The 19,067-nt window shown below is 41.2% G+C and carries 18 protein-coding genes and 1 tRNA gene; 12 read left to right on the forward strand and 7 right to left on the reverse strand.

The annotated features are described in order from the left end of the window. Positions 1–69: 69 nt before the first annotated feature. The 3 genes from ATG70_RS22905 (at position 70) to ATG70_RS22910 (ending at position 7,892) form a co-directional block, all read left to right on the forward strand. The gene (locus tag ATG70_RS22905) at positions 70–3,852 is read left to right on the forward strand and encodes a hypothetical protein (protein WP_218925488.1); all 3,783 of its coding nucleotides are present in this window, start codon (positions 70–72) and stop codon (positions 3,850–3,852) included. Between the two features lie 27 nt (positions 3,853–3,879). Continuing rightward, on the forward strand, positions 3,880–5,082 hold the full coding sequence (locus ATG70_RS04635) for a hypothetical protein (RefSeq protein ID WP_098443194.1): 1,203 nt from the start codon (positions 3,880–3,882) through the stop codon (positions 5,080–5,082). A gap of 200 nt (positions 5,083–5,282) precedes the next feature. After that, entirely contained in the window at positions 5,283–7,892 is a 2,610-nt protein-coding gene (locus ATG70_RS22910) for a glycosyltransferase family 2 protein (protein WP_098443195.1), read from the forward strand. 138 nt (positions 7,893–8,030) lie between these two features. Here the strand turns inward: ATG70_RS22910 and ATG70_RS04645 are convergent, their stop codons facing one another. From ATG70_RS04645 to ATG70_RS04660, 4 genes are all read right to left on the reverse strand, one after another. After that, positions 8,031–8,714: a DUF421 domain-containing protein gene (locus ATG70_RS04645; protein ID WP_098443196.1), complete on the reverse strand. Its 684-nt coding sequence runs from the start codon at positions 8,712–8,714 to the stop codon at positions 8,031–8,033. Positions 8,715–8,893: 179 nt separating this feature from the next. Next, positions 8,894–9,316 (reverse strand): GNAT family N-acetyltransferase, encoded by a 423-nt coding sequence (locus ATG70_RS04650; protein ID WP_098443197.1) that lies wholly within the window; start codon positions 9,314–9,316, stop codon positions 8,894–8,896. Beyond that, positions 9,316–9,831 (reverse strand): YjcG family protein, encoded by a 516-nt coding sequence (locus ATG70_RS04655; RefSeq protein ID WP_098443198.1) that lies wholly within the window; start codon positions 9,829–9,831, stop codon positions 9,316–9,318. Before ATG70_RS04655 ends, ATG70_RS04650 begins: the two co-directional genes overlap by 1 nt. Before the next feature lie 109 nt (positions 9,832–9,940). After that, the gene (locus ATG70_RS04660) at positions 9,941–10,663 is read right to left on the reverse strand and encodes an alpha/beta hydrolase (protein ID WP_098443199.1); all 723 of its coding nucleotides are present in this window, start codon (positions 10,661–10,663) and stop codon (positions 9,941–9,943) included. A gap of 116 nt (positions 10,664–10,779) precedes the next feature. Between ATG70_RS04660 and ATG70_RS04665 the strand changes: the two genes are divergently transcribed. After that, the gene (locus ATG70_RS04665; RefSeq protein WP_098443200.1) at positions 10,780–11,334 is read left to right on the forward strand and encodes a phosphatidylglycerophosphatase A family protein; all 555 of its coding nucleotides are present in this window, start codon (positions 10,780–10,782) and stop codon (positions 11,332–11,334) included. Between the two features lie 97 nt (positions 11,335–11,431). Then, positions 11,432–11,507, forward strand: a tRNA-Val gene (locus ATG70_RS04670). Between the two features lie 64 nt (positions 11,508–11,571). Here ATG70_RS04670 and ATG70_RS04675 read toward each other — a convergent pair. Both ATG70_RS04675 and ATG70_RS04680 read right to left on the reverse strand, forming a co-directional pair. Continuing rightward, positions 11,572–11,871, reverse strand: a complete 300-nt coding sequence (locus tag ATG70_RS04675) for a DUF3892 domain-containing protein (protein ID WP_098443201.1) — start codon at positions 11,869–11,871, stop codon at positions 11,572–11,574. A 15-nt stretch (positions 11,872–11,886) separates the two neighbouring features. Continuing rightward, positions 11,887–12,711: a hypothetical protein gene (locus tag ATG70_RS04680; RefSeq protein WP_098443202.1), complete on the reverse strand. Its 825-nt coding sequence runs from the start codon at positions 12,709–12,711 to the stop codon at positions 11,887–11,889. A gap of 118 nt (positions 12,712–12,829) precedes the next feature. Here ATG70_RS04680 and ATG70_RS04685 point away from each other — a divergent pair, with 118 nt between their 5' ends. The 3 genes from ATG70_RS04685 (at position 12,830) to ATG70_RS04695 (ending at position 16,020) form a co-directional block, all read left to right on the forward strand. After that, the gene (locus ATG70_RS04685; protein ID WP_098443203.1) at positions 12,830–13,672 is read left to right on the forward strand and encodes a VanW family protein; all 843 of its coding nucleotides are present in this window, start codon (positions 12,830–12,832) and stop codon (positions 13,670–13,672) included. Positions 13,673–13,786: 114 nt separating this feature from the next. Next, positions 13,787–15,637, forward strand: coding sequence for a PAS domain-containing sensor histidine kinase (locus tag ATG70_RS04690; protein ID WP_098443204.1), 1,851 nt, complete (start codon positions 13,787–13,789; stop codon positions 15,635–15,637). Positions 15,638–15,639: 2 nt separating this feature from the next. Next, positions 15,640–16,020 carry a VOC family protein gene (locus ATG70_RS04695; protein WP_098443205.1) on the forward strand — a complete coding sequence of 127 codons (381 nt, stop codon included), beginning with the start codon at positions 15,640–15,642 and terminating at the stop codon, positions 16,018–16,020. Positions 16,021–16,045: 25 nt separating this feature from the next. Here the strand turns inward: ATG70_RS04695 and ATG70_RS22375 are convergent, their stop codons facing one another. Beyond that, positions 16,046–16,195, reverse strand: a complete 150-nt coding sequence (locus ATG70_RS22375) for a hypothetical protein (RefSeq protein ID WP_160919200.1) — start codon at positions 16,193–16,195, stop codon at positions 16,046–16,048. 169 nt (positions 16,196–16,364) lie between these two features. Here ATG70_RS22375 and ATG70_RS22380 point away from each other — a divergent pair, with 169 nt between their 5' ends. From ATG70_RS22380 to cbpB, 4 genes are all read left to right on the forward strand, one after another. Next, on the forward strand, positions 16,365–16,523 hold the full coding sequence (locus ATG70_RS22380) for a hypothetical protein (RefSeq protein ID WP_160919201.1): 159 nt from the start codon (positions 16,365–16,367) through the stop codon (positions 16,521–16,523). A gap of 116 nt (positions 16,524–16,639) precedes the next feature. Continuing rightward, positions 16,640–17,713 carry a magnesium/cobalt transporter CorA gene (corA, locus tag ATG70_RS04700; protein WP_098443206.1) on the forward strand — a complete coding sequence of 358 codons (1,074 nt, stop codon included), beginning with the start codon at positions 16,640–16,642 and terminating at the stop codon, positions 17,711–17,713. A gap of 12 nt (positions 17,714–17,725) precedes the next feature. Next, positions 17,726–18,457 carry an SDR family NAD(P)-dependent oxidoreductase gene (locus ATG70_RS04705; protein WP_098443207.1) on the forward strand — a complete coding sequence of 244 codons (732 nt, stop codon included), beginning with the start codon at positions 17,726–17,728 and terminating at the stop codon, positions 18,455–18,457. A 102-nt stretch (positions 18,458–18,559) separates the two neighbouring features. Continuing rightward, positions 18,560–19,015 (forward strand): cyclic-di-AMP-binding protein CbpB, encoded by a 456-nt coding sequence (gene cbpB / locus ATG70_RS04710; protein ID WP_098443208.1) that lies wholly within the window; start codon positions 18,560–18,562, stop codon positions 19,013–19,015. Positions 19,016–19,067: the final 52 nt, after the last annotated feature.

Raw genomic sequence — 19,067 nt, forward strand, 5'->3', positions numbered from 1 at the left:
CAACGCAATTTTACTTTCCTTAACAAACGGTTGGAGTGAAGCTTTAAAGGGGAAAAAGGGGGGGGTAAAATGGCAACATTATATACTGGACCAATCGAAAACAATTCTGTAAATGGCGCTCGAGCAACACAGCAGTTTTCAGCGAAAATAACAAATCGAAGTTCAACGTTGAGCGGAACAGTCTTAATTGAAGGATATATATTAAGTAACACTAGAACTTTGTATGTTCAAGAATTGTTCAGTATTGCACCGAATCAAGCCATAACTAAAACTTTCGTGGCTAACTTTGATGCATTTGAGTATAGCTTTACGACAAGTGGAGCGGCTGAAACCAATATTGAAGTATCTGCCTGGGGTAAAAACGCGGCAGGTCAATTGGTCACTGCCCACCGTTTGGTTTCTTCGGAATTGTTAGGGGCGCAATTGAATGGCGTCACAGGAGCCACCGGAGCCACAGGAGCCACAGGAGCCACAGGATCGACAGGAGCCACAGGATCGACAGGGGCCACAGGAGCAACTGGATTTACAGGGGCTACAGGAGCCACAGGATCGACAGGAGCCACCGGAGCCACGGGTGCAACTGGAGCCACGGGTGCAACTGGAGCCACGGGTGCAACAGGAGAAACCGGGGCAACGGGAGAAACAGGAGAAACCGGAGAAACCGGGGCAACCGGAGCAACAGGTGCAACAGGAGAAACCGGGGCAACTGGAGCCACGGGTGCAACGGGAGAAACAGGAGCAACGGGAGCAACCGGAGCCACGGGAGAAACCGGGGCAACCGGAGCAACGGGAGAAACAGGAGCAACGGGAGAAACAGGAGCAACGGGAGCAACCGGAGCCACGGGAGAAACCGGGGCAACCGGAGCAACGGGAGCAACAGGAGAAACAGGTGCAACGGGAGCCACGGGAGCAACGGGAGCAACAGGAGAAACCGGGGCAACCGGAGCAACGGGAGAAACAGGAGCAACGGGAGAAACAGGAGCAACGGGAGCAACCGGAGCCACGGGAGAAACCGGGGCAACCGGAGCAACCGGAGCAACGGGAGAAACAGGAGCAACGGGAGAAACAGGAGCAACGGGAGCAACCGGAGCCACGGGAGAAACCGGGGCAACCGGAGCAACGGGAGCAACAGGAGAAACAGGTGCAACGGGAGCCACGGGAGCAACGGGAGCAACAGGAGAAACCGGGGCAACCGGAGCAACGGGAGAAACAGGAGCAACGGGAGCAACCGGAGCAACGGGAGAAACAGGAGCAACGGGAGAAACAGGAGCAACGGGGGCAACAGGAGCAACAGGAGAAACCGGGGCAACCGGAGCAACCGGAGCAACGGGAGAAACAGGAGCAACGGGAGAAACAGGTGCGACGGGAGCAACAGGAGAAACCGGAGCCACGGGGGCAACGGGAGAAACAGGTGCAACCGGAGCAACGGGTGCAACAGGAGAAACAGGAGCAACGGGTGCAACAGGAGCAACAGGAGCAACGGGTGCAACCGGAGCAACGGGAGAAACAGGAGCAACGGGAGCCACGGGAGCAACAGGAGAAACCGGGGCAACCGGAGCAACCGGAGCAACGGGAGAAACAGGAGCAACGGGAGAAACAGGAGCCACGGGAGCAACAGGAGAAACCGGGGCAACCGGAGCAACCGGAGCAACGGGAGAAACAGGAGCAACGGGAGAAACAGGAGCCACGGGAGCAACCGGAGCCACGGGAGAAACCGGGGCAACCGGAGCAACGGGTGCAACAGGAGAAACAGGAGCAACGGGTGCAACAGGAGCAACAGGAGCAACGGGTGCAACCGGAGCAACGGGAGAAACAGGAGCAACGGGGGCAACAGGAGCAACAGGAGAAACCGGGGCAACCGGAGCAACCGGAGCAACGGGAGAAACAGGAGCAACGGGAGAAACAGGAGAAACGGGAGCAACCGGAGCCACGGGAGAAACCGGGGCAACCGGAGCAACGGGAGAAACAGGTGCGACGGGAGCAACAGGAGAAACCGGAGCCACGGGGGCAACGGGAGAAACAGGTGCAACCGGAGCAACGGGTGCAACAGGAGAAACAGGAGCAACGGGTGCAACAGGAGCAACAGGAGCAACGGGTGCAACCGGAGCAACGGGAGAAACAGGAGCAACGGGAGCCACGGGAGCAACAGGAGAAACCGGGGCAACCGGAGCAACCGGAGCAACGGGAGAAACAGGAGCAACGGGAGAAACAGGAGCCACGGGAGCAACAGGAGAAACCGGGGCAACCGGAGCAACCGGAGCAACGGGAGAAACAGGAGCAACGGGAGAAACAGGAGCCACGGGAGCAACCGGAGCCACGGGAGAAACCGGGGCAACCGGAGCAACGGGTGCAACAGGAGAAACAGGAGCAACGGGTGCAACAGGAGCAACAGGAGCAACGGGTGCAACCGGAGCAACGGGAGAAACAGGAGCAACGGGGGCAACAGGAGCAACAGGAGAAACCGGGGCAACCGGAGCAACGGGAGAAACAGGAGCAACGGGAGCAACCGGAGCAACGGGAGCAACAGGAGCCACGGGTGCAACGGGAGCAACAGGAGAAACCGGGGCAACCGGAGCAACCGGAGCCACGGGAGCAACCGGAGCAACAGGAGCCACGGGTGCAACGGGAGCAACGGGTCCTACCGGAACTGTAGATCCAACCGTTACGATTGCAAATGTAGGTCCAAATGTCAGTTCACAATTTAGTGAATTAAGAACGGCTGCCAAAACGCCTATTATTGAATTGACTTCCGTCTACGGTCTATCTGATTTACGAGATATTGTTTCAACTACTGGTAGTGCAACCGTTTCAAGTAATGATACTGAGTTTGTTTTAACCACCACAGCCAGTGGAGCTGATTCTGCAATATTGTCTAGTGCGGAAAAAGGTAGGTATCAATCTGGCTACTCTGGAGAGGCAGGTATTGGTGTCCGCCTTCCTGATCTACCAACAGGCACTCAAGTTGTAAGGTGGGGATTGTTTGATGATGAAAATGGTGTTTTCTTCGGAGTGGATAATACTTCATCGTTTGTAGCGATTAGGAGAGCCGGTGTAGATACGGTTATTCCGCAAGCTTCTTGGAATGTTGATCCACTCGACGGAACAGGTCCAAGTGGAGCGACCTTGGATTTATCTAAAGGTAATATATTCCAAATAGATTTCACATGGTATGGCTATGGTGTCATTGAGTTTCGAGTTGTGATTCCAAACCCAACTACTCTTGCACAAGAAGTTATAACCGTTAATCGTTATGCTCCAAGTGGAGAAACGAGTCTTGCTGATCCTAACTTACCTTTACGAGCCGAGATTAATAATGATGGAACTGCAAGTGCGCTGCAGGTATTTGTTGGAGGCAGGCAGTATTCAATTATAGGGAACTACAACCCGACATTTAGAATCACATCTGAACGACGAACGATCACAGCAACAACAACATTAACACCAGTTATTTCTTTTCAACGTAAGACTGAATTTCCTACAGGGTCAGGTAGACCTAACTCAGTAAGCGTAACTCTAGAGGGGATTGATCTAGTTACAAGTGCTGATATTTATTATCAAGTTTTACTCGGTGGAACTCTGAATGGGTCCTTTGTCACCTTTCCAACTGCAACGACGAATATTCCAAACTCCGAAACGGCATTACTTGTAAATACTACATCCACTACTTTAACGGGCGGGCAGGTAATTTTACAGGGTCTTGCAGCTTCTAGCTTTTTTAACAATCGAGTACTGGCATCTGCATCCTTGTTGGATTTCGAACTCCCTGACACCGAATTTGTGACACTAGCCGTTGCAACATTTTCCGGAAGTGGTTCCGTAGTTGGTACGTTCAGAGTAACTGAAGAATGGTGAGAACTTGCAGAGAAGGGAGGGTTGATTTTGGCAGATATAAATATTACTAATATTGGCCCAAATGTTAGTTCACAATTTAATGAGCTTCGAACTGCTGAAAGAACACCAATTGTAGAGTTGACATCCACTTATGGTGTTTCTGCTTTACGAGATATTGTAACTACGACTGGTGGGGGAACCGTTACAAATGATGCTACTGAATATAGCGTCAGTACTTCTACAGGCGGCACTGACGCGGCTACACTGGATAGTGCATTAAGAGGAAGGTATGAACCGGGGTATGCTGGTGAGGCGGGGATAGGAATCCGTCTCCCCAGTCTTCCAACAGGTACACAAGTTACGAGGTGGGGGTTGTTTGATGATCAGAACGGGGGTTACTTTGGTCGGAATGCAACAGATACCTTTGTAGCTGTTAGAAGAGGTGGAGTCGACACGGTTATTAATCAATCATCCTGGAATGTTGATCCATTAGATGGAAGCGGTCCTAGTGGAGCAACCCTTACGTTAAGTGAAGGGAATATCTTTCAAATTCTTTTTACTTGGTATGGATATGGAGTTATCGAATTTAGAGTCGTATTGCCAAATCCTACCACCCTTGCACAGGAAGTAATTACGGTTCACAGATATGCGCCAACTGGAGAAACCAGTTTTATTGATCCCAATCTTCCACTTAGGGCACAAGTCGATAACGATGGCACTGCCTCAGCACTTTCCGTTTTTGTAGGTGGGAGACAATATGGGATTGTAGGGAGATATAATCCCACATACAGGGTTACTTCTGAGAGAAGAACCGTTAGCGGGATTGGAGCAACGTTGACACCACTCATTTCTTTTAGGAGAAAATCAGTGTTCCCTGCAGGTTCAGGAAGAGCCAATTCTGTTCAAATTAGTCTGGAAGGAATTCAGGTTATTTCTTCTTTAGATGTTGCTTACCAGGTCTTGATCGGCGGCACAATTAACGGTGCATTTGGCAATTTCCCTACTGCTAATACGAATATACCAAATACCGAGACGGCTTTAGAGGTGAATAATACGGCGACAACGTATACACCGGGGGAAGTAGTTTTTCAAGGAGCAACTTCAGGCGGTGGTTTTAGCAGAGTAGTCGGCATTGATGAATTAATTGACTTCACTCTCCCAACGGATGAAATTGTTACGCTGGCAGCAGTGAATTTGGTGGGAGGTACAGCAACAGTAACGGCTACGTTTTTACTCACTGAAAGTTGGTGAAGTAAAAAATAGCAGTTCTCTAATACTTGTATAAACTTTCTAGAACGGGATCTCCCATGGTTGTGTTTAAATCTTTACTGCATACTTTGTTAGCCATGGGAGTCCTGTTATTTTTCTAATGAATGTGGGGTTTCGTAATACGTTTCACTATAAAGCAGTTGAAATAAATAAATTATACTAATTCTTAGGAGGAATGAGATTTGGTTTCAATCAGTTTATGCTTAATTGTAAAAAATGAGGAAGCTGTATTAGGGACATGTCTTCATTCGATTCATGACATTGTTGATGAGATTAATATTATCGATACAGGATCGGATGACAAGACAAAGGAAATTGCTAACAGTTATCAAGCAAATATTTATGATTTTAAATGGGTGAATGATTTTGCGAAGGCTCGTAATTTTGCTTTTTCTAAAGCTACAATGGATTATATTCTGTGGCTTGATGCTGACGATGTCTTTTTAGAAGAAGACCGTCAAAAATTAAAGGAGTTGAAGAACGCTCTCGATCCCTCTGTCGATTCAGTAAGGATGCATTACAACCTTTCCGTGGATGAATTTGGGAATGTGACTTCTAGCTTGATGCGAAATCGTCTAGTAAGGCGAGAGCGTCACTTCAAGTGGATCGGAGCAGTTCATGAGTATTTAGAAGTTGGTGGTAAAATAATCAACAGCGACATTGCTGTTCTTCATAATCCCGTCTATCACGATGCAACAAGAAACCTAAGTATCTATAAAGAAAGGCTAGAACGTGGAGAACAATTTAGTCCGAGGGATATGTATTATTTTGCTAATGAGCTTAAAGACCATAGCGAATTCGAAACGGCAATTGAGTATTATGAAAAGTTTTTGGAAGGGCAAGAAGGATGGATTGAAGACAATATAGCCGCGTGTGCAAAACTTGCTGATTGTTATGCAGCCCTTGGTAACCAGGCAAACAGCTTGCGCTCCATCCTTCATTCCTTTTCTTATACTACACCAAGACCTGAATTTTGCTGTAAGGTAGCCAATTATTTTTTTGAAAAGAAGGATTATCAACCAGCTATATTTTGGTATAAATTAGCTACGGAAACAGCTGTTCAAGAAGACAATTTAGGTATCCAAAAACGTGTCTATTCAAATTGGATTCCCTATATTCAACTTTGTGTTTGTTATGATGTTCTAGGAGATTATGAAACGGCTTATTACTTTAATGAAATTGCAGGAGTTACTAGACCAGGTGACTCTAAATATCTGCAGAATAAACAGTATCTTGAGAAAAGGCTTCTTTCAGTTAAGAAAAAGGTTTTAATAGCAAGCCCGATTCGGCAAGATCCTGAGATTCTAAGGTGTTTTCTGAAGTCATTGAAACGCCTTAATCAAGAAGGGTTATCATTTTATTATTATTTTATTAACGACAATCAGGATAAGAAGTCAACGTTATTGCTAAAAGATTTTCAAAAGGAAATGCAGGAAGTGACGATTAATGATATTGATTCTGAAGAAGAATACCGAAAAAACCAGATGACTCATTATTGGAATGAGAGCCTCGTATGGAAGGTAGCTCAATTTAAGGATTCAATGATTGAACATGCAAAAGAACATGACTTTGATTATATATTTCTAGTAGATTCAGACCTTGTCTTACAAAAGGAAACAATTCAACATTTAGTTGCACAGAAGAAAGATATTATATCTGAGGTATTCTGGACAAGATGGCAGCCTGAAGCGATGGAACAACCTCAAGTATGGCTGAGTGACGAGTATACTCAATTTGAAATAAAACCTGGCGAAGAGTTAAACGATTCAGAAGAAGCACAGCGATATCATGATTTCATCAATCAATTAAGGCAACCAGGTGTTTATGAAGTGGGCGGGCTTGGTGCATGTACATTGATTTCAAGGAATGCGCTTGAAAAAGGGGTGTGTTTCAAAAAGATCCCGAATTTAACATTTTGGGGAGAGGATCGTCATTTTTGTATTCGAGCGGGTGCCCTGGGTGTTTCTTTATGGGCGGACACTCATTATCCTCCTTATCACCTTTATCGGCAATCGGACCTTGAAGGTGTTAATGATTACTTGGAGGAAGACGTGATTGAAATGCCTGTAACGGATAAGAAAGTGGCTGCTTCTCAAAAACCACGAATAACGTTGTCCATGATTATTAAAAACGAAGAGAAAAAATACTTAGAAAAAGTATTGAGAAAACATAGTGATTATATTGATGCGGCTGTCATCATCGACGATGGGAGCACTGACAATTCAGTAGCCATTTGCAAAGAAATTCTAAAAAACATTCCACTAACAATCATTAGTAACTTTGAATCAAAATTTTCCAATGAAATCACGCTTCGTAAACAACAATGGGAGAAAACAATTGAAACAAACCCCGACTGGATATTAAACATGGATGCTGATGAGATGTTTGAAGAAGGTATCGCTTCCCAACTCCGAGCACTAACAAATCAAGAAGACTTTGATCTTTATTCATTTCGGATTTATGATATGTGGGATGAAAGCAACTATCGAGAAGATGAACAGTGGAAATCTCACCAACTTTATCGTCCATTTTTACTAAGATACAAAACCAATTTTACGTATAAATGGAAAGAGCAGAAACAGCATTGTGGAAGGTATCCTGAGAATATTTTTCAACTTCCAAATAGCATATCTCAATTAAGAATTAAACATTTGGGTTGGTCAACAAAAGACCTTCGAGCAGAGAAATACAATCGATATAAGAAACTAGATCCAAATGCTGTATATGGTAGAAGAGAACAGTATGAGAGTATTCTTGATCCTACCCCGAAACTAGTTAAATGGAATAAATAGTTAATAAACAGAGCGTGGAGTTGTCTCTATTTCGAAATGACTTAACTTATTTCAACGTCGTTCATTGCTATCCAGTTATTGGGTAACAACTTACGTATATAATGTTGATAAGGTAGAGGTGTTTTGATTATCATTCATCTACTCCTTATCTTTTTTTTGTAGAAATATACCCTCGTCCTTTTGCCATTCCAATACCAATAAATCTTCTGAGTGGTCGATGTTATTTTCCTTAAGAAACTTATATAACCATTCTTCATTGAATCCTGAATCATGTATGTTTTCCCAGTCAATTTTACCATCTGAAATAAAATCAACTGATAAATAACCTTGTTTAGACTGGAGATCAAAGTCTTTTTTTGCAGGCTGCTGATAATCTGACTTCTTTAATACGCTAATACTGCCATTCGTTTCAAGTATAGCGAATTCAACTTCTCGAAATGAAAATACATCTTTTTGACGAAGTAAATTCTTTAGTTGATTGATATCCAATTTGTTTTTCTTAAGTTGATGACGATTTATTTTTCCATGATTTATTACTATAGAAGGATTACCCTCTAAAATGTTTCTCGTACTTCTAAATTTTTGCGTAATCCATTCCACGACATAAATCAATACACCCCATAACAATACTGCATAGATAATCGATAGTAGATTGACTTCTTTATCGTAAATTGCATTTCCTACGAGTTCTCCAAGTACCAGTGATGAGATAAAGTCAAAAGGTGTGATTTGAGTAATCTGTGTTTTGCCAAGTGCCTTCGTAAGTATGAGTAAAGCGAGAAAGCCAACGAGTAGCTCTAATGTAATAGATCCTATACCCACAGATTCACCATCTCCCTTTCCATTGGCATCAATTTTAGGATGCACGAAAAAGGATGATTTAATTGGTTTTTTTAAATTTTTGTCGATAAGTACATATTTAAGAAAAACGAATAGGATAAGTCTTTAGCTCGTGGATAATCGAAAAAGCAAAAATAAAAAAGACACTGGCTAGACCAGCGTCATAATGTTTTTATCATTGTTACATGAGGAATTCCAGCGTCTATAAATTCTCCAGATACCGTTTTGTAACCAAGTTTCTCATAAAACCCTACTGCGGTCCTTTGTGCGTTAAGTTTTATTTCTTTAAGGTCTAATTCTCTCGCATGTTTTTCAATTGATTTCATGAGTAGTTGACCGAGACCTGTTTTACGATAGCTACTTAGCACGCAGATTCGTTCAGCTTTAGCTATCTGATTGATTACTCTAAAACGACCAGCAGCAGTTGGTTTACTATTATCGTAAGCCACAAAGTGATAAGCTTGGCTTTCATAATCGTCTATTTCTAATTCAGCGGGCACTTGTTGCTCTCCAACAAATACAGCATGTCTTACTAGAAAAGCATCTTCCAATTCTTGCTTCGACTCAACAATTTTCACCTGCATTAGCGAACTTTACCAAGGTGGAACGTTTCGAACACCGTCCACATCCCGTTTTCAAGCTGATAAAGTAGTTGGAAACGATCGATCATTTCTTCGTGGTTAACGTCCTTCATTTGCAAACTGCCATAAACATCAGAATGCTCATCATCTGAAAGGTTCTGTGCGATTGTAATATGAGGAACGAAGTTGTAATCCCGCTCAGAAAGTGCCTCTTCAGGATTCAACTTTCTGTGCAAATCATCTAGTACTTCATTGTCTTTTACTTTAAAGTAGATCACGTTGTTAACGGGGTTAAAAGAACCTACTTTATAAACATGCATCGAAAAAGGTTTAGATTCATCGGAGATTTTGTGTAGCACAGGTGTTAACTTCTGAATTTCTTCTTCTGTTGCCTCAAAGCCCTCACGAAGCGTCAAATGTGGTGGAATGAGCGCATAGTGCGGATCATAACGTTTTCGAAAGGAATTAGCAACGTCTGCTAGTTTTTTCGATGGGAAAATTGCAATGCCGTATTTCATATTCCATTCCCTCCTGGTTGATATACTCGATTGCCATTGATCGACAAGTCATATAATGTTCCATTTATAATTATACCAAAAATTCGAAAATAAGAAACGATAGACTCATTTAGAGTTTAAACATGTGTAGAAGTGAGCGTTTCATATCTGGTTGCCAGTTCTTCCAAAGATGACCGCCTTCGAATTCATCATAGAAGTAATCAAATTCTTTCTCAGTAATAATCTTGTTTAACGCTCGATTTGGTTCGATAAAATTCTTTGTTTTGCCATCAGTGGTAGGAACCTCTGTTTCTTCCTTTCCAATAATGTGATACAGCGAAAGAAGTTCAGGCTCTCTAAATCCTTTTACTTGATTCATGATAGCTTCATCAACATAGGGAGAGTGAAGAATCGCACGTCCAAATGTGCGTGGATAATCAAGAGCAGCTCGCAGCGCAACGGTAGCAGCTAAAGAGTCGCCGATAAGCCCGCGACCATATCCTAGGTGATAGGTTGCATATTCTTCGTCCAAATAAGGAACGAGTTCATTCGCAAGAAAACGCAGATAGTCATCACTTTGCTCTCCATCAGGATGATATTTGCGCCAGCGATCTTCTACACTTTTGTAAGGAATGCCCACTATGATCAGTTCTTCAATTTCATCATTTTCGATAAGTTCATCCGCTGTTCGCCCAAGACGTCCTAACTTAAAGTAATCGCTACCATCATTGGCGATTAAAAAGGAGTATTTGTATAAGGGAGAATAGTTATATGGTAAATAAACTTGAAAAGGTATTTCCTCTTTTAAGTACTCACTATAAATCGTTTCATCCTTGTATGTACCTCTGTTCATTGTGATGCCTCCTATAAATTGTTGCAATTGTTAGATTGTTTGACAATGTAAAAAACATTAGTGATATAATGATTCTAACACATAAGTATTTATCGTTGACAGAGAGGGGTCTTATTATGAAGAAACGCATCCATAGTAGAGAGACAGAAGCAGCAGCAAAAGCCCTGATAAAAGAACGAGGCGTTACAATAGAGGATATTGCGGAGATTGTTTATGAAATGCAATACCCTTATGTAGATGAGCTTTCCATGGATGACTGTGTGGAGAGTGTTGAGGCCGTTTTAACGAAGCGAGAAATTCAACACGCTGTTCTTGTTGGTGTTGAATTGGACAAGCTAGCTGAACAGGGGAAACTATCAGAACCACTTCAATCGATCGTGGAAACGGATGAAGGGTTATTTGGCGTTGATGAGACAATTGCGCTAGGCGCCGTATTTGGCTACGGAAGCATTGCGGTTACAACGTTTGGTCACCTAGATAAACAAAAGTTCGGTATTATACAGAAGTTGGATACAAAAGTAGGCGAAAGTGTTCATACTTTCCTTGATGACCTTATCGCAAGTATTGCCGCAAATGCGTCCAGTCGTCTTGCACACCGCCTTCGTGATCGAGAAGAAGCCTTAGATAAGGAAGAGCGTGAAAAGCGAGATAAAGAAGAACGGATCGGTTAAACAAAAGGGCATCAATCGGATGCCCTTTTTCTAATATTTTCCGAAGAAAGGATTGACAGTTGTTTAAGGAGTCGTGTATATTAATAAATGTCTTAATGATCCGTTAGCTCAGTTGGGAGAGCGCTACCTTGACAGGGTAGAGGTCGTTGGTTCGAGCCCAATACGGATCACCATACATATAACGTACAAGCTGCATCTCAATTTTTGAGTTGCAGCTTTTTTATTTGATTAATTTCTCTAAAACTCTGGCAAATGATCTAAATTATTTTCTTTAATCCCATCCGGCTCACTCCGAATGATATCTCTTCCATACTTGTGGAAAACATCAAGGCCAGAAAGTTGCCCATTTTTGGCCATTTCTAGTGTTTGTAAATAATCCAGTTCTTCACCAGTATTGGTTTTAAATGCAATGAGATCACCGTCATCATTTTTTCTGACAGCCTCAATGAAGGTGGCGTCGTCATTCGGTGTCTTGATGCTAATCTTATTTGTACCGTTTTTTAGATATTCTTCATATGTTTCAGTGAATCGATCCATTGTGTCTCACTCCTTTTAATGATTGGCAATTGTTAATAAACTTGGTATTTCAAGCTCCCATCGATTTGATATTGGATTTTTTTTGGCTGTAATCTCAACAGTCGTTGTAATAACGCCGGCATCTTTAATATAAACTTCAACCTTTGTTTTGATAAGTTGCTCAAAAGGTTTTTCGGTACTTTTTGTAACTTTCCACTTTGTAAAAGACAAGCGTGACAGAACCTTAAGATCCGTTGTTGTGACGTTTTTAGAAAGAATTTTTTTTAGGATAGAAGCATCAGTGTTATTAATCGCAAGCATCAGACTATCAACCAATTCATCAGGTGTTTGGTTCAATAAAAAATGGTCTAATTGTCCGCTCGCTTTCATGATCATTAAGCGGTGAGCAGGATCAGGGGTTGGTGTTTTATGTGTCGTACTGTTAAGAAAGTGAAGACAGAAGTGTCCATTGAATCCATTATCCAGCGCCCCTGCTCCGTGAGGCATACCGTTCATGGAAGCCGCTATTGTTCTTCCTTCGTATAAGACAATGACAGCTCTTCGCTTCCAACTCCATTCTCCATAAATCTCTTTTAGCACTCGCGTATCTTCTTTTGTTAAGGGTTGGATATCAGCATGCTTGCTTCCAGCTCTTCTCTGAACCTGAAAAGAAGCACCGCTTTCAACATCAATCATCGTAAAAATGGCTTTGCGTGGTATGACCTCATCTACTTTCTCCCATGGTAGGAGGGTAATTTCGCTATCAATTGGTAGGAGGTCATAAAAGGGTTCTACTGCAAAAGTGCTTTCAGAAACGACCATTGGGCAAAGCAACAATGAAAAAATGAGTAACCGCTTCATTAACTCCCCCCTGTTTCTGTTTATCATTCTTATTTTGCTCAAGGCATTTTGAACTATTCGATTTTATTAAATAGGAATATGAAGCATACTACGATCGAGTTTAGAAAGGGGAAATGAAATGTTTAGTCTTATTTTGGCATTATCACTTGCCTACGCAGGAGATGGAAAAGAACAAATAATCATTCATCGGAACGGAGAAAACCCACATCAGATTGAAAAACAAGCGCTTTTTTCAGAATGGCTCGGATCCCCATTTTATGAGGAGGAAGAACTAAATCACTTGATGGAGAAAGTGGAGAAGTCGATTTCAACATCTCCAATAAACGCCTCTATCGATTCACAAGGAGTTATTAAAGATGGGGTAAATGGATATGCGTTAAATCGTACTATTTTTAGAGAAGTACTTCTGCAAACGTTGTATCAAGAAGGGACGACATGGATGGAACCAGAAGTGACCATTCTTTATCCAAGAGTAAATGCAGAGCTGCTTGCTTCGATTCGAAGTAACGAAGTAGGTGCATTTGTTACCCATTTTAGAAAAAATAATCTAGAGCGAACGTCAAATATTGTGTTAGCTGCTGAAGCGATAAACAATACTGTTGTGTTTCCAGGTGAAACGTTCTCATTTAATCAAACAGTCGGAAAACGTACAAAGGAAAGAGGATACTTACCGGCTCCGATTATAGTGAAAGGGGAATTGTCTGAAGGGGTAGGGGGAGGGATATGTCAGGTGTCATCCACCCTATTTAATGCAGTGGATCAAGCTGGCGTTCAAATTATCGAACGTTATTCACACAGTCGAAGTGTTCCGTACGTAAAGCCTGGACGAGATGCAACGGTAAGCTGGTACGGTCCTGATTTTTCGTTTCGCAATAATAACCAACAGCCATTGCTCATTAGCGCAAAAGTAGTAGAAGGGTCAGTGGTCATTCGTATTTATTCATCTGAAGAGAAGGGATAAAGGTGTCATCGATCATTACTCTTAAGAATTTCTTGTTTTTTAAAGCAGTAAATCATTAAGTTCTATACGCGTCAATGCTATAATTAAATCATTCTATTCAAAAGGAGACCGCGTATGGAATCTAATAAAACAAATCATCCGAAAATTTCCATGCTTAAAGCCGGCTCTGAATTGGAAAAGCAAGATATTAACCTCGAACTAATGGAGAAAAGCAGAAAGCTTGATCACATTTTTAATCATTCCCGAGATGGTATGACTCTTTCAGATCAAAATGGAAACTTGGTGGAAATTAATCAGGCTTGTTCCGAGATTTTTGAATTAGATATGGAATCGATTCATTCTAAAAAAATTGGCCACCATGTCGCTCCTGAAGGAATTCGCACGTTTCAAAAAATGAGAAGACATTTAGTTGAGGAAGGTTATGTCATTGAAAAGCTTCCTGTTATTCTTGAGAACGGAAAGCTTAAATTCATTGAGTTATCGATAACCTATAAGGCATACCGTGATTTAAATTTATCGATCATTCGAGATGTAACAGAAGAACAGCTTCTTTTGAACAAGTTAACGGAAAGCGAAGATAAACTTACGAATATTTTTGAAAATGCTCTTGATGGTATTTTAATCTGGAATCCAGAGCGAATGATTGTAGATGCAAATCCTGCCGCGTGTAAGTTATTTAACATAAGTCTTAACGAAATAAAAACGTATCATTTATTTGATTTTCTCGAAGGTAAAAATATTTCAATTGGAAAAACTTTTCAGGAAAAAGTGGAAAGACATGGAGAGGTCCGTGGAGATATTCAGTTTACAATGCCTGATGGTGAAAAGAAACAATTGGAGTTCACAACAAAAAAAAGTGCATATGGCAATTTATATTTAACGATTTATCGTGATATTACTCATACAAAACAAATGATCCAAGAGCTTCAACAAAGTGAAGAACGCTTTCGACAGCTGTTTGAACGGGCGCTAGATGGGATGGCAATTCTCGATCATAATGGCTATATAGTTAATGTGAATGAGTCATTTTGTCAAATTTTTGAAGTAGATAAAGATCTCATTATTTCAACTCATTATTCTCATCTTGAAAATGGTTGTGATATTACCTGGGATAATCCTGCAATGTTAGGAAGAAGTGGTGAAGGTAAAAGACATCGTCAAAGTACAGGTGAAAAGCAATATTTTAGTTTTACGCTAAGTTACGAGATTTACCCGAATCACCATCTTGTTATCATTCGAGAGGTGACAGAGATTAAGAATGCTGAAGCAGATTTACGTAAGACTGAGACAACCAACGTACTCGGTGATCTTGCTGCAAGCGTTGCGCACGAAATTCGAAACCCGTTATCGACTGTAAAAGGTTTTCTCCAATTACTTGATGGAAATGAAGCTGTAAATCAAGAGTTACTAAAAGTAGTGGGAGTTGAAATGCAGCAGCTAGAGGAGATTGTTAACGAGTTTCTTTTACTTTCAAAGCGTGAATTTGTGTCATACGAAGTAGTTAATTTAAATGAAATGTTGGCTGAATTGGTTGAAGATTTATCGCAAAAAGCAGCCGATCGCAAAATTAATATTGTAGAGGCCTACGGCAGTATAGATGTGGAGTATAGATGTATTCGCTCACATATTAAACAAGTGATGATGAATTTAATCAATAACGGAATTGAGTCCATGCCAAATGGTGGTCAGTTAAAGACTAAACTATTAAAAACTGAGAATGGCGAAATTCTTATTGAAGTGGAGGATCATGGTGATGGAATACCTGACCATTTAATCAATCGCTTAGGTGAGCCTTATTACCAGACTTCCGAAAAAGGTACGGGGCTCGGATTAATGGTAAGTTATAAGGTAATTAAAGAACACGGTGGTCATATCGAGGTAACGAGTAAGAAACATGAAGGAACAGTTTTTCTTATTAAGCTACCTGCAAACCCATCATTCGTTCATATGGAAAAGGAGGAGTAGAAGTGATTGAAGTTCAAGAAATACACCACGTGAGTTTAGCGGTTACTGACATTGAAAGAGCCAAAAGATTTTATCGAGAAATTTTGTGTCTAGAGGAAATTGATCGACCGAATTTTGGCTTTCCAGGCGCCTGGTATCAAATCGGAAGTCAGCAACTTCATCTTATAGTTTATCCGGAAGCGAAAACCCTTCGCGGGACAAATGAATTATCTTCAAGGGAAGGGCATTTTGCCTTTCGCGTGAAGAGTTATGACGAAACGCTTCGCTGGTTTAAAGAAAAAGGCGTAACAATTTATGAAAACCCAACGAGTAAAAGTGGTTTTGCGCAAATTTTTGTTGCCGATCCTGATGGAAATTTAATTGAGCTAAATACAGAGCAATAAAAAGACGCCTTATGGCGTCTTTTTATTATGGATGAGAAGGAAATTCGTTCTTTTCACGCTGGGGATTAGCGTTTTTTTTCGCTTCCTTTACAACTTCCTTCGCTTTTTGTGCACGTTTTTGATCTTCCTTCGCCTTTTCTTCAATCTTTCTAATCTCTTCTCTTGAATGTTCCACTTTTATTACCCTCCTATTTTTAGCAAAAGTTGATGAGTGAATTGGATAAATGTTTATTTAACGTACCTTACCGTAATTTCATAAAAGAATCAAGTTTTTTCTGTTTATTCCGACATCTTATCTTTTCTCTACACATATGATGGAAAGAAATAAACAGAGGAGGACTTCGATGGTAGGGGTATTGCTAACGATGGTTGTACTGTTTCTTGGACTGGCTCTTTTTATGGCAGTTGTATGGAATGCAATCAAAACAGATTCTGCAAAGTCTGACCTTGAAATGGTGTGGGAAAAGTATGAAGAAGTGATTAGGAAGGAAGACGTGCTCTAGCCCGATTTGGGGCTTTTTTTCTTTGGCAAAACGAGGAAGAGTTGGCTAGAAGGTGATGATGTGTTTTTAAATCTTAGAATCAGGGTATTTTAAAATAGAATTGAGGTGAAGTAACAATGGGGATACGAACGAAATTAAGAAGAAATCGAACTCAAAAAAAAGGAATGCCACCAGGGTCTCTGGTTTATATTGGGGATGAACAAACAGAAGAAGTAACCATTTCAGCTATCGCTTTCGACAGTGATGGAATTGACGAATACGAGAATGCATCACTTGATGAAGTGAAAACGATGATTGATTCCGAAAAAGTTACTTGGGTTAATGTAAATGGTGTACATAATGTTCAACTAATTGATCAAATAAGCAAGCATGTGGGGTTACACCCATTAACAACAGAAGATATTTTAAATACCGAGCATCGACCAAAAATCGATTTTTTTGAAGATCATTTATTGGCGATTGTAAAAATGCTTGACTTACCAGAAGAAAGCCCGGATCTTGATGATGAGCAAGTGAGTTTTATCTTGATGGAAAATACCGTCATTACTTTCCAGGAAAAGCGGGGTGATTTATTTGATCCTGTTCGCCTTCAGCTACAAGAAAGTAAGGGGCGTATAAGAAAAAGCGGTTCTGATTTTCTTTTCTATTCGTTACTCGATGTCATATTTGATCAATACCTTATCATAATGGATGAGATGGATGATCGAATTGCTCAGCTTGAAGGAATGATCATGGAAGATCCTGATAATCATTCGCTTCAAGATATTAATCAGTATAAGAACACCATCCTTCAATTAAAGAAAACAGTATGGCCTGTTAGAGAAGTTGTGAACAAATTAATTAATCGCAAAGTTTCTTACATTAAAGAAGATATCTCTTTTTACTTACAAGATATCCATGACCACATCGTTCAGGCGAACGATATGGTCGAAACATCAAGAGGTCAATTATATGGCTTATTGGATGTGTATTATTCTAGTTTAAGTATGAAAATGAATGAAATTATGAAAGTGTTAACCATCGTTTCCACTATTTTTATTCCATTAACGTTTATTGCAGGAATTTATGGAATGAACTTCAACAATATGCCTGAATTAAGTTGGGAGTGGAGTTATCCAGCTGTGTGGATTGTGATGATTATCATTACTGGGGTAATGCTTGTTTATTTCAAACGGAAAAAGTGGTTCTAGGAGGAGAAATTGATGGATAAAGTCGCTGTTGTAACAGGTGCTGGTCATGGAATAGGGAGAGGCGTTGCGATTGCTTTTAGCGAGCAGGGGTATCGCGTTATCCTTGCTGATGTAAATGAAGAAGGTTGCAAAGAAACGAAACGTTTAATGACAAAAGATGCGACAGATATCATCCTAACAGATGTAAGTGAGCCAGAGGCGATCACCAGTCTTTTTAATAATGTAGAAGAGAAATATGGACGATTAGACATTTTAGTTAACAACGCAGGATTATCAGAATTCAAGCAAATGGATGAGCTAAGCGTGAACGAATGGGACAAGGTTATAAACACAAATTTAAGAAGCGTTTTTCTTGGGTCACGAGCAGCGGCAGCCGTAATGAGAAAAAATAACGGAGGATCAATCGTCAACATCGCTTCTACAAGAGCTTCTATGTCAGAACCAAACAGTGAAGCATATGCTGCTACGAAGGGTGGAATCGTAGCGCTCACACACGCGCTTGCTATTTCCCTTGCTGACGACCGTATCACCGTCAATTCAATAAGCCCTGGTTGGATTGAAGTGGAGAATTATGATTCTCTGCGTAAGGTCGATCATGAGCAACACCCGGCAAAAAGAGTGGGGAAACCTTCTGATATTGGACGTGCGTGTCTCTTTCTAACAAATGAAGCGAATAATTTTGTGACTGGTGAGAATCTGGTGGTGGATGGTGGCATGACTCGAAAAATGATTTATGAGCATTAATTGACTTACAGTTAACGGACAATCCCCATTCATGTTACTATAAAAGCAGACCTTCCTTAGAGAAAATTAACAGGGCGAATCATGCTTGAGGGGACGTTTTAAATGGCAAAACATATGGAAGTACCTAATTTGTATGAAACAGGAATTGAAGATCTTGTAATTTCAGCAGAAAAAGTGGCGCATGTACAGCTGACGAATCCTTTGGAGCACGCAATGCTTATCTTGATCAAGTCAGGCTATTCATCGATACCCGTATTAGATACAGAATATCGGTTAAAAGGATTGATCAGTCAGCCGCTAATCCTCGATTCTATATTAGGGATTGAGCGAATTGAATTTGAAAAGTTAAGTGAATTAGTTGTCCAGGAAGTCATGAATACGGATATACCGTGCATCAATGAAAAAGATGGTTTTTTTAAAGGGTTAAAGTTAGCGATTGACCACCCGTTTCTCTGTGTTGTTGATGATGAGAACATCTTCAAAGGTATATTGACGAGAAGAGCGCTTCTTAAATTCGTTAACCGTTATTTACATGAATCTTCCGTACGACAGTCATAAAGATTTACCCGGTTCTTTAACCGGGCTTTTTTACATAGGTGGAGTTGAGAAA

It is taken from the genome of Bacillus sp. es.036 (genome assembly GCF_002563635.1).
In the GTDB taxonomy this organism is placed as follows: Bacteria; Bacillota; Bacilli; order Bacillales; family Guptibacillaceae; genus Guptibacillus.

Excerpts from the sequence above, each read along its gene's own strand:
- ATG70_RS22905 (WP_218925488.1), top strand. The coding sequence starts at position 70 with ATGGCAACATTATATACTGGACCAATCGAAAACAATTCTGTAAATGGC.
- ATG70_RS04650 (WP_098443197.1), bottom strand. The coding sequence starts at position 9,316 with ATGCAGGTGAAAATTGTTGAGTCGAAGCAAGAATTGGAAGATGCTTTT.
- ATG70_RS04655 (WP_098443198.1), bottom strand. The coding sequence starts at position 9,831 with ATGAAATACGGCATTGCAATTTTCCCATCGAAAAAACTAGCAGACGTT.
- ATG70_RS04660 (WP_098443199.1), bottom strand. The coding sequence starts at position 10,663 with ATGAACAGAGGTACATACAAGGATGAAACGATTTATAGTGAGTACTTA.
- ATG70_RS04665 (WP_098443200.1), top strand. The coding sequence starts at position 10,780 with ATGAAGAAACGCATCCATAGTAGAGAGACAGAAGCAGCAGCAAAAGCC.
- ATG70_RS04675 (WP_098443201.1), bottom strand. The coding sequence starts at position 11,871 with ATGGATCGATTCACTGAAACATATGAAGAATATCTAAAAAACGGTACA.
- ATG70_RS04680 (WP_098443202.1), bottom strand. The coding sequence starts at position 12,711 with ATGAAGCGGTTACTCATTTTTTCATTGTTGCTTTGCCCAATGGTCGTT.
- ATG70_RS04685 (WP_098443203.1), top strand. The coding sequence starts at position 12,830 with ATGTTTAGTCTTATTTTGGCATTATCACTTGCCTACGCAGGAGATGGA.
- ATG70_RS04690 (WP_098443204.1), top strand. The coding sequence starts at position 13,787 with ATGGAATCTAATAAAACAAATCATCCGAAAATTTCCATGCTTAAAGCC.
- ATG70_RS22380 (WP_160919201.1), top strand. The coding sequence starts at position 16,365 with ATGGTAGGGGTATTGCTAACGATGGTTGTACTGTTTCTTGGACTGGCT.
- corA (WP_098443206.1), top strand. The coding sequence starts at position 16,640 with ATGGGGATACGAACGAAATTAAGAAGAAATCGAACTCAAAAAAAAGGA.
- ATG70_RS04705 (WP_098443207.1), top strand. The coding sequence starts at position 17,726 with ATGGATAAAGTCGCTGTTGTAACAGGTGCTGGTCATGGAATAGGGAGA.
- cbpB (WP_098443208.1), top strand. The coding sequence starts at position 18,560 with ATGGCAAAACATATGGAAGTACCTAATTTGTATGAAACAGGAATTGAA.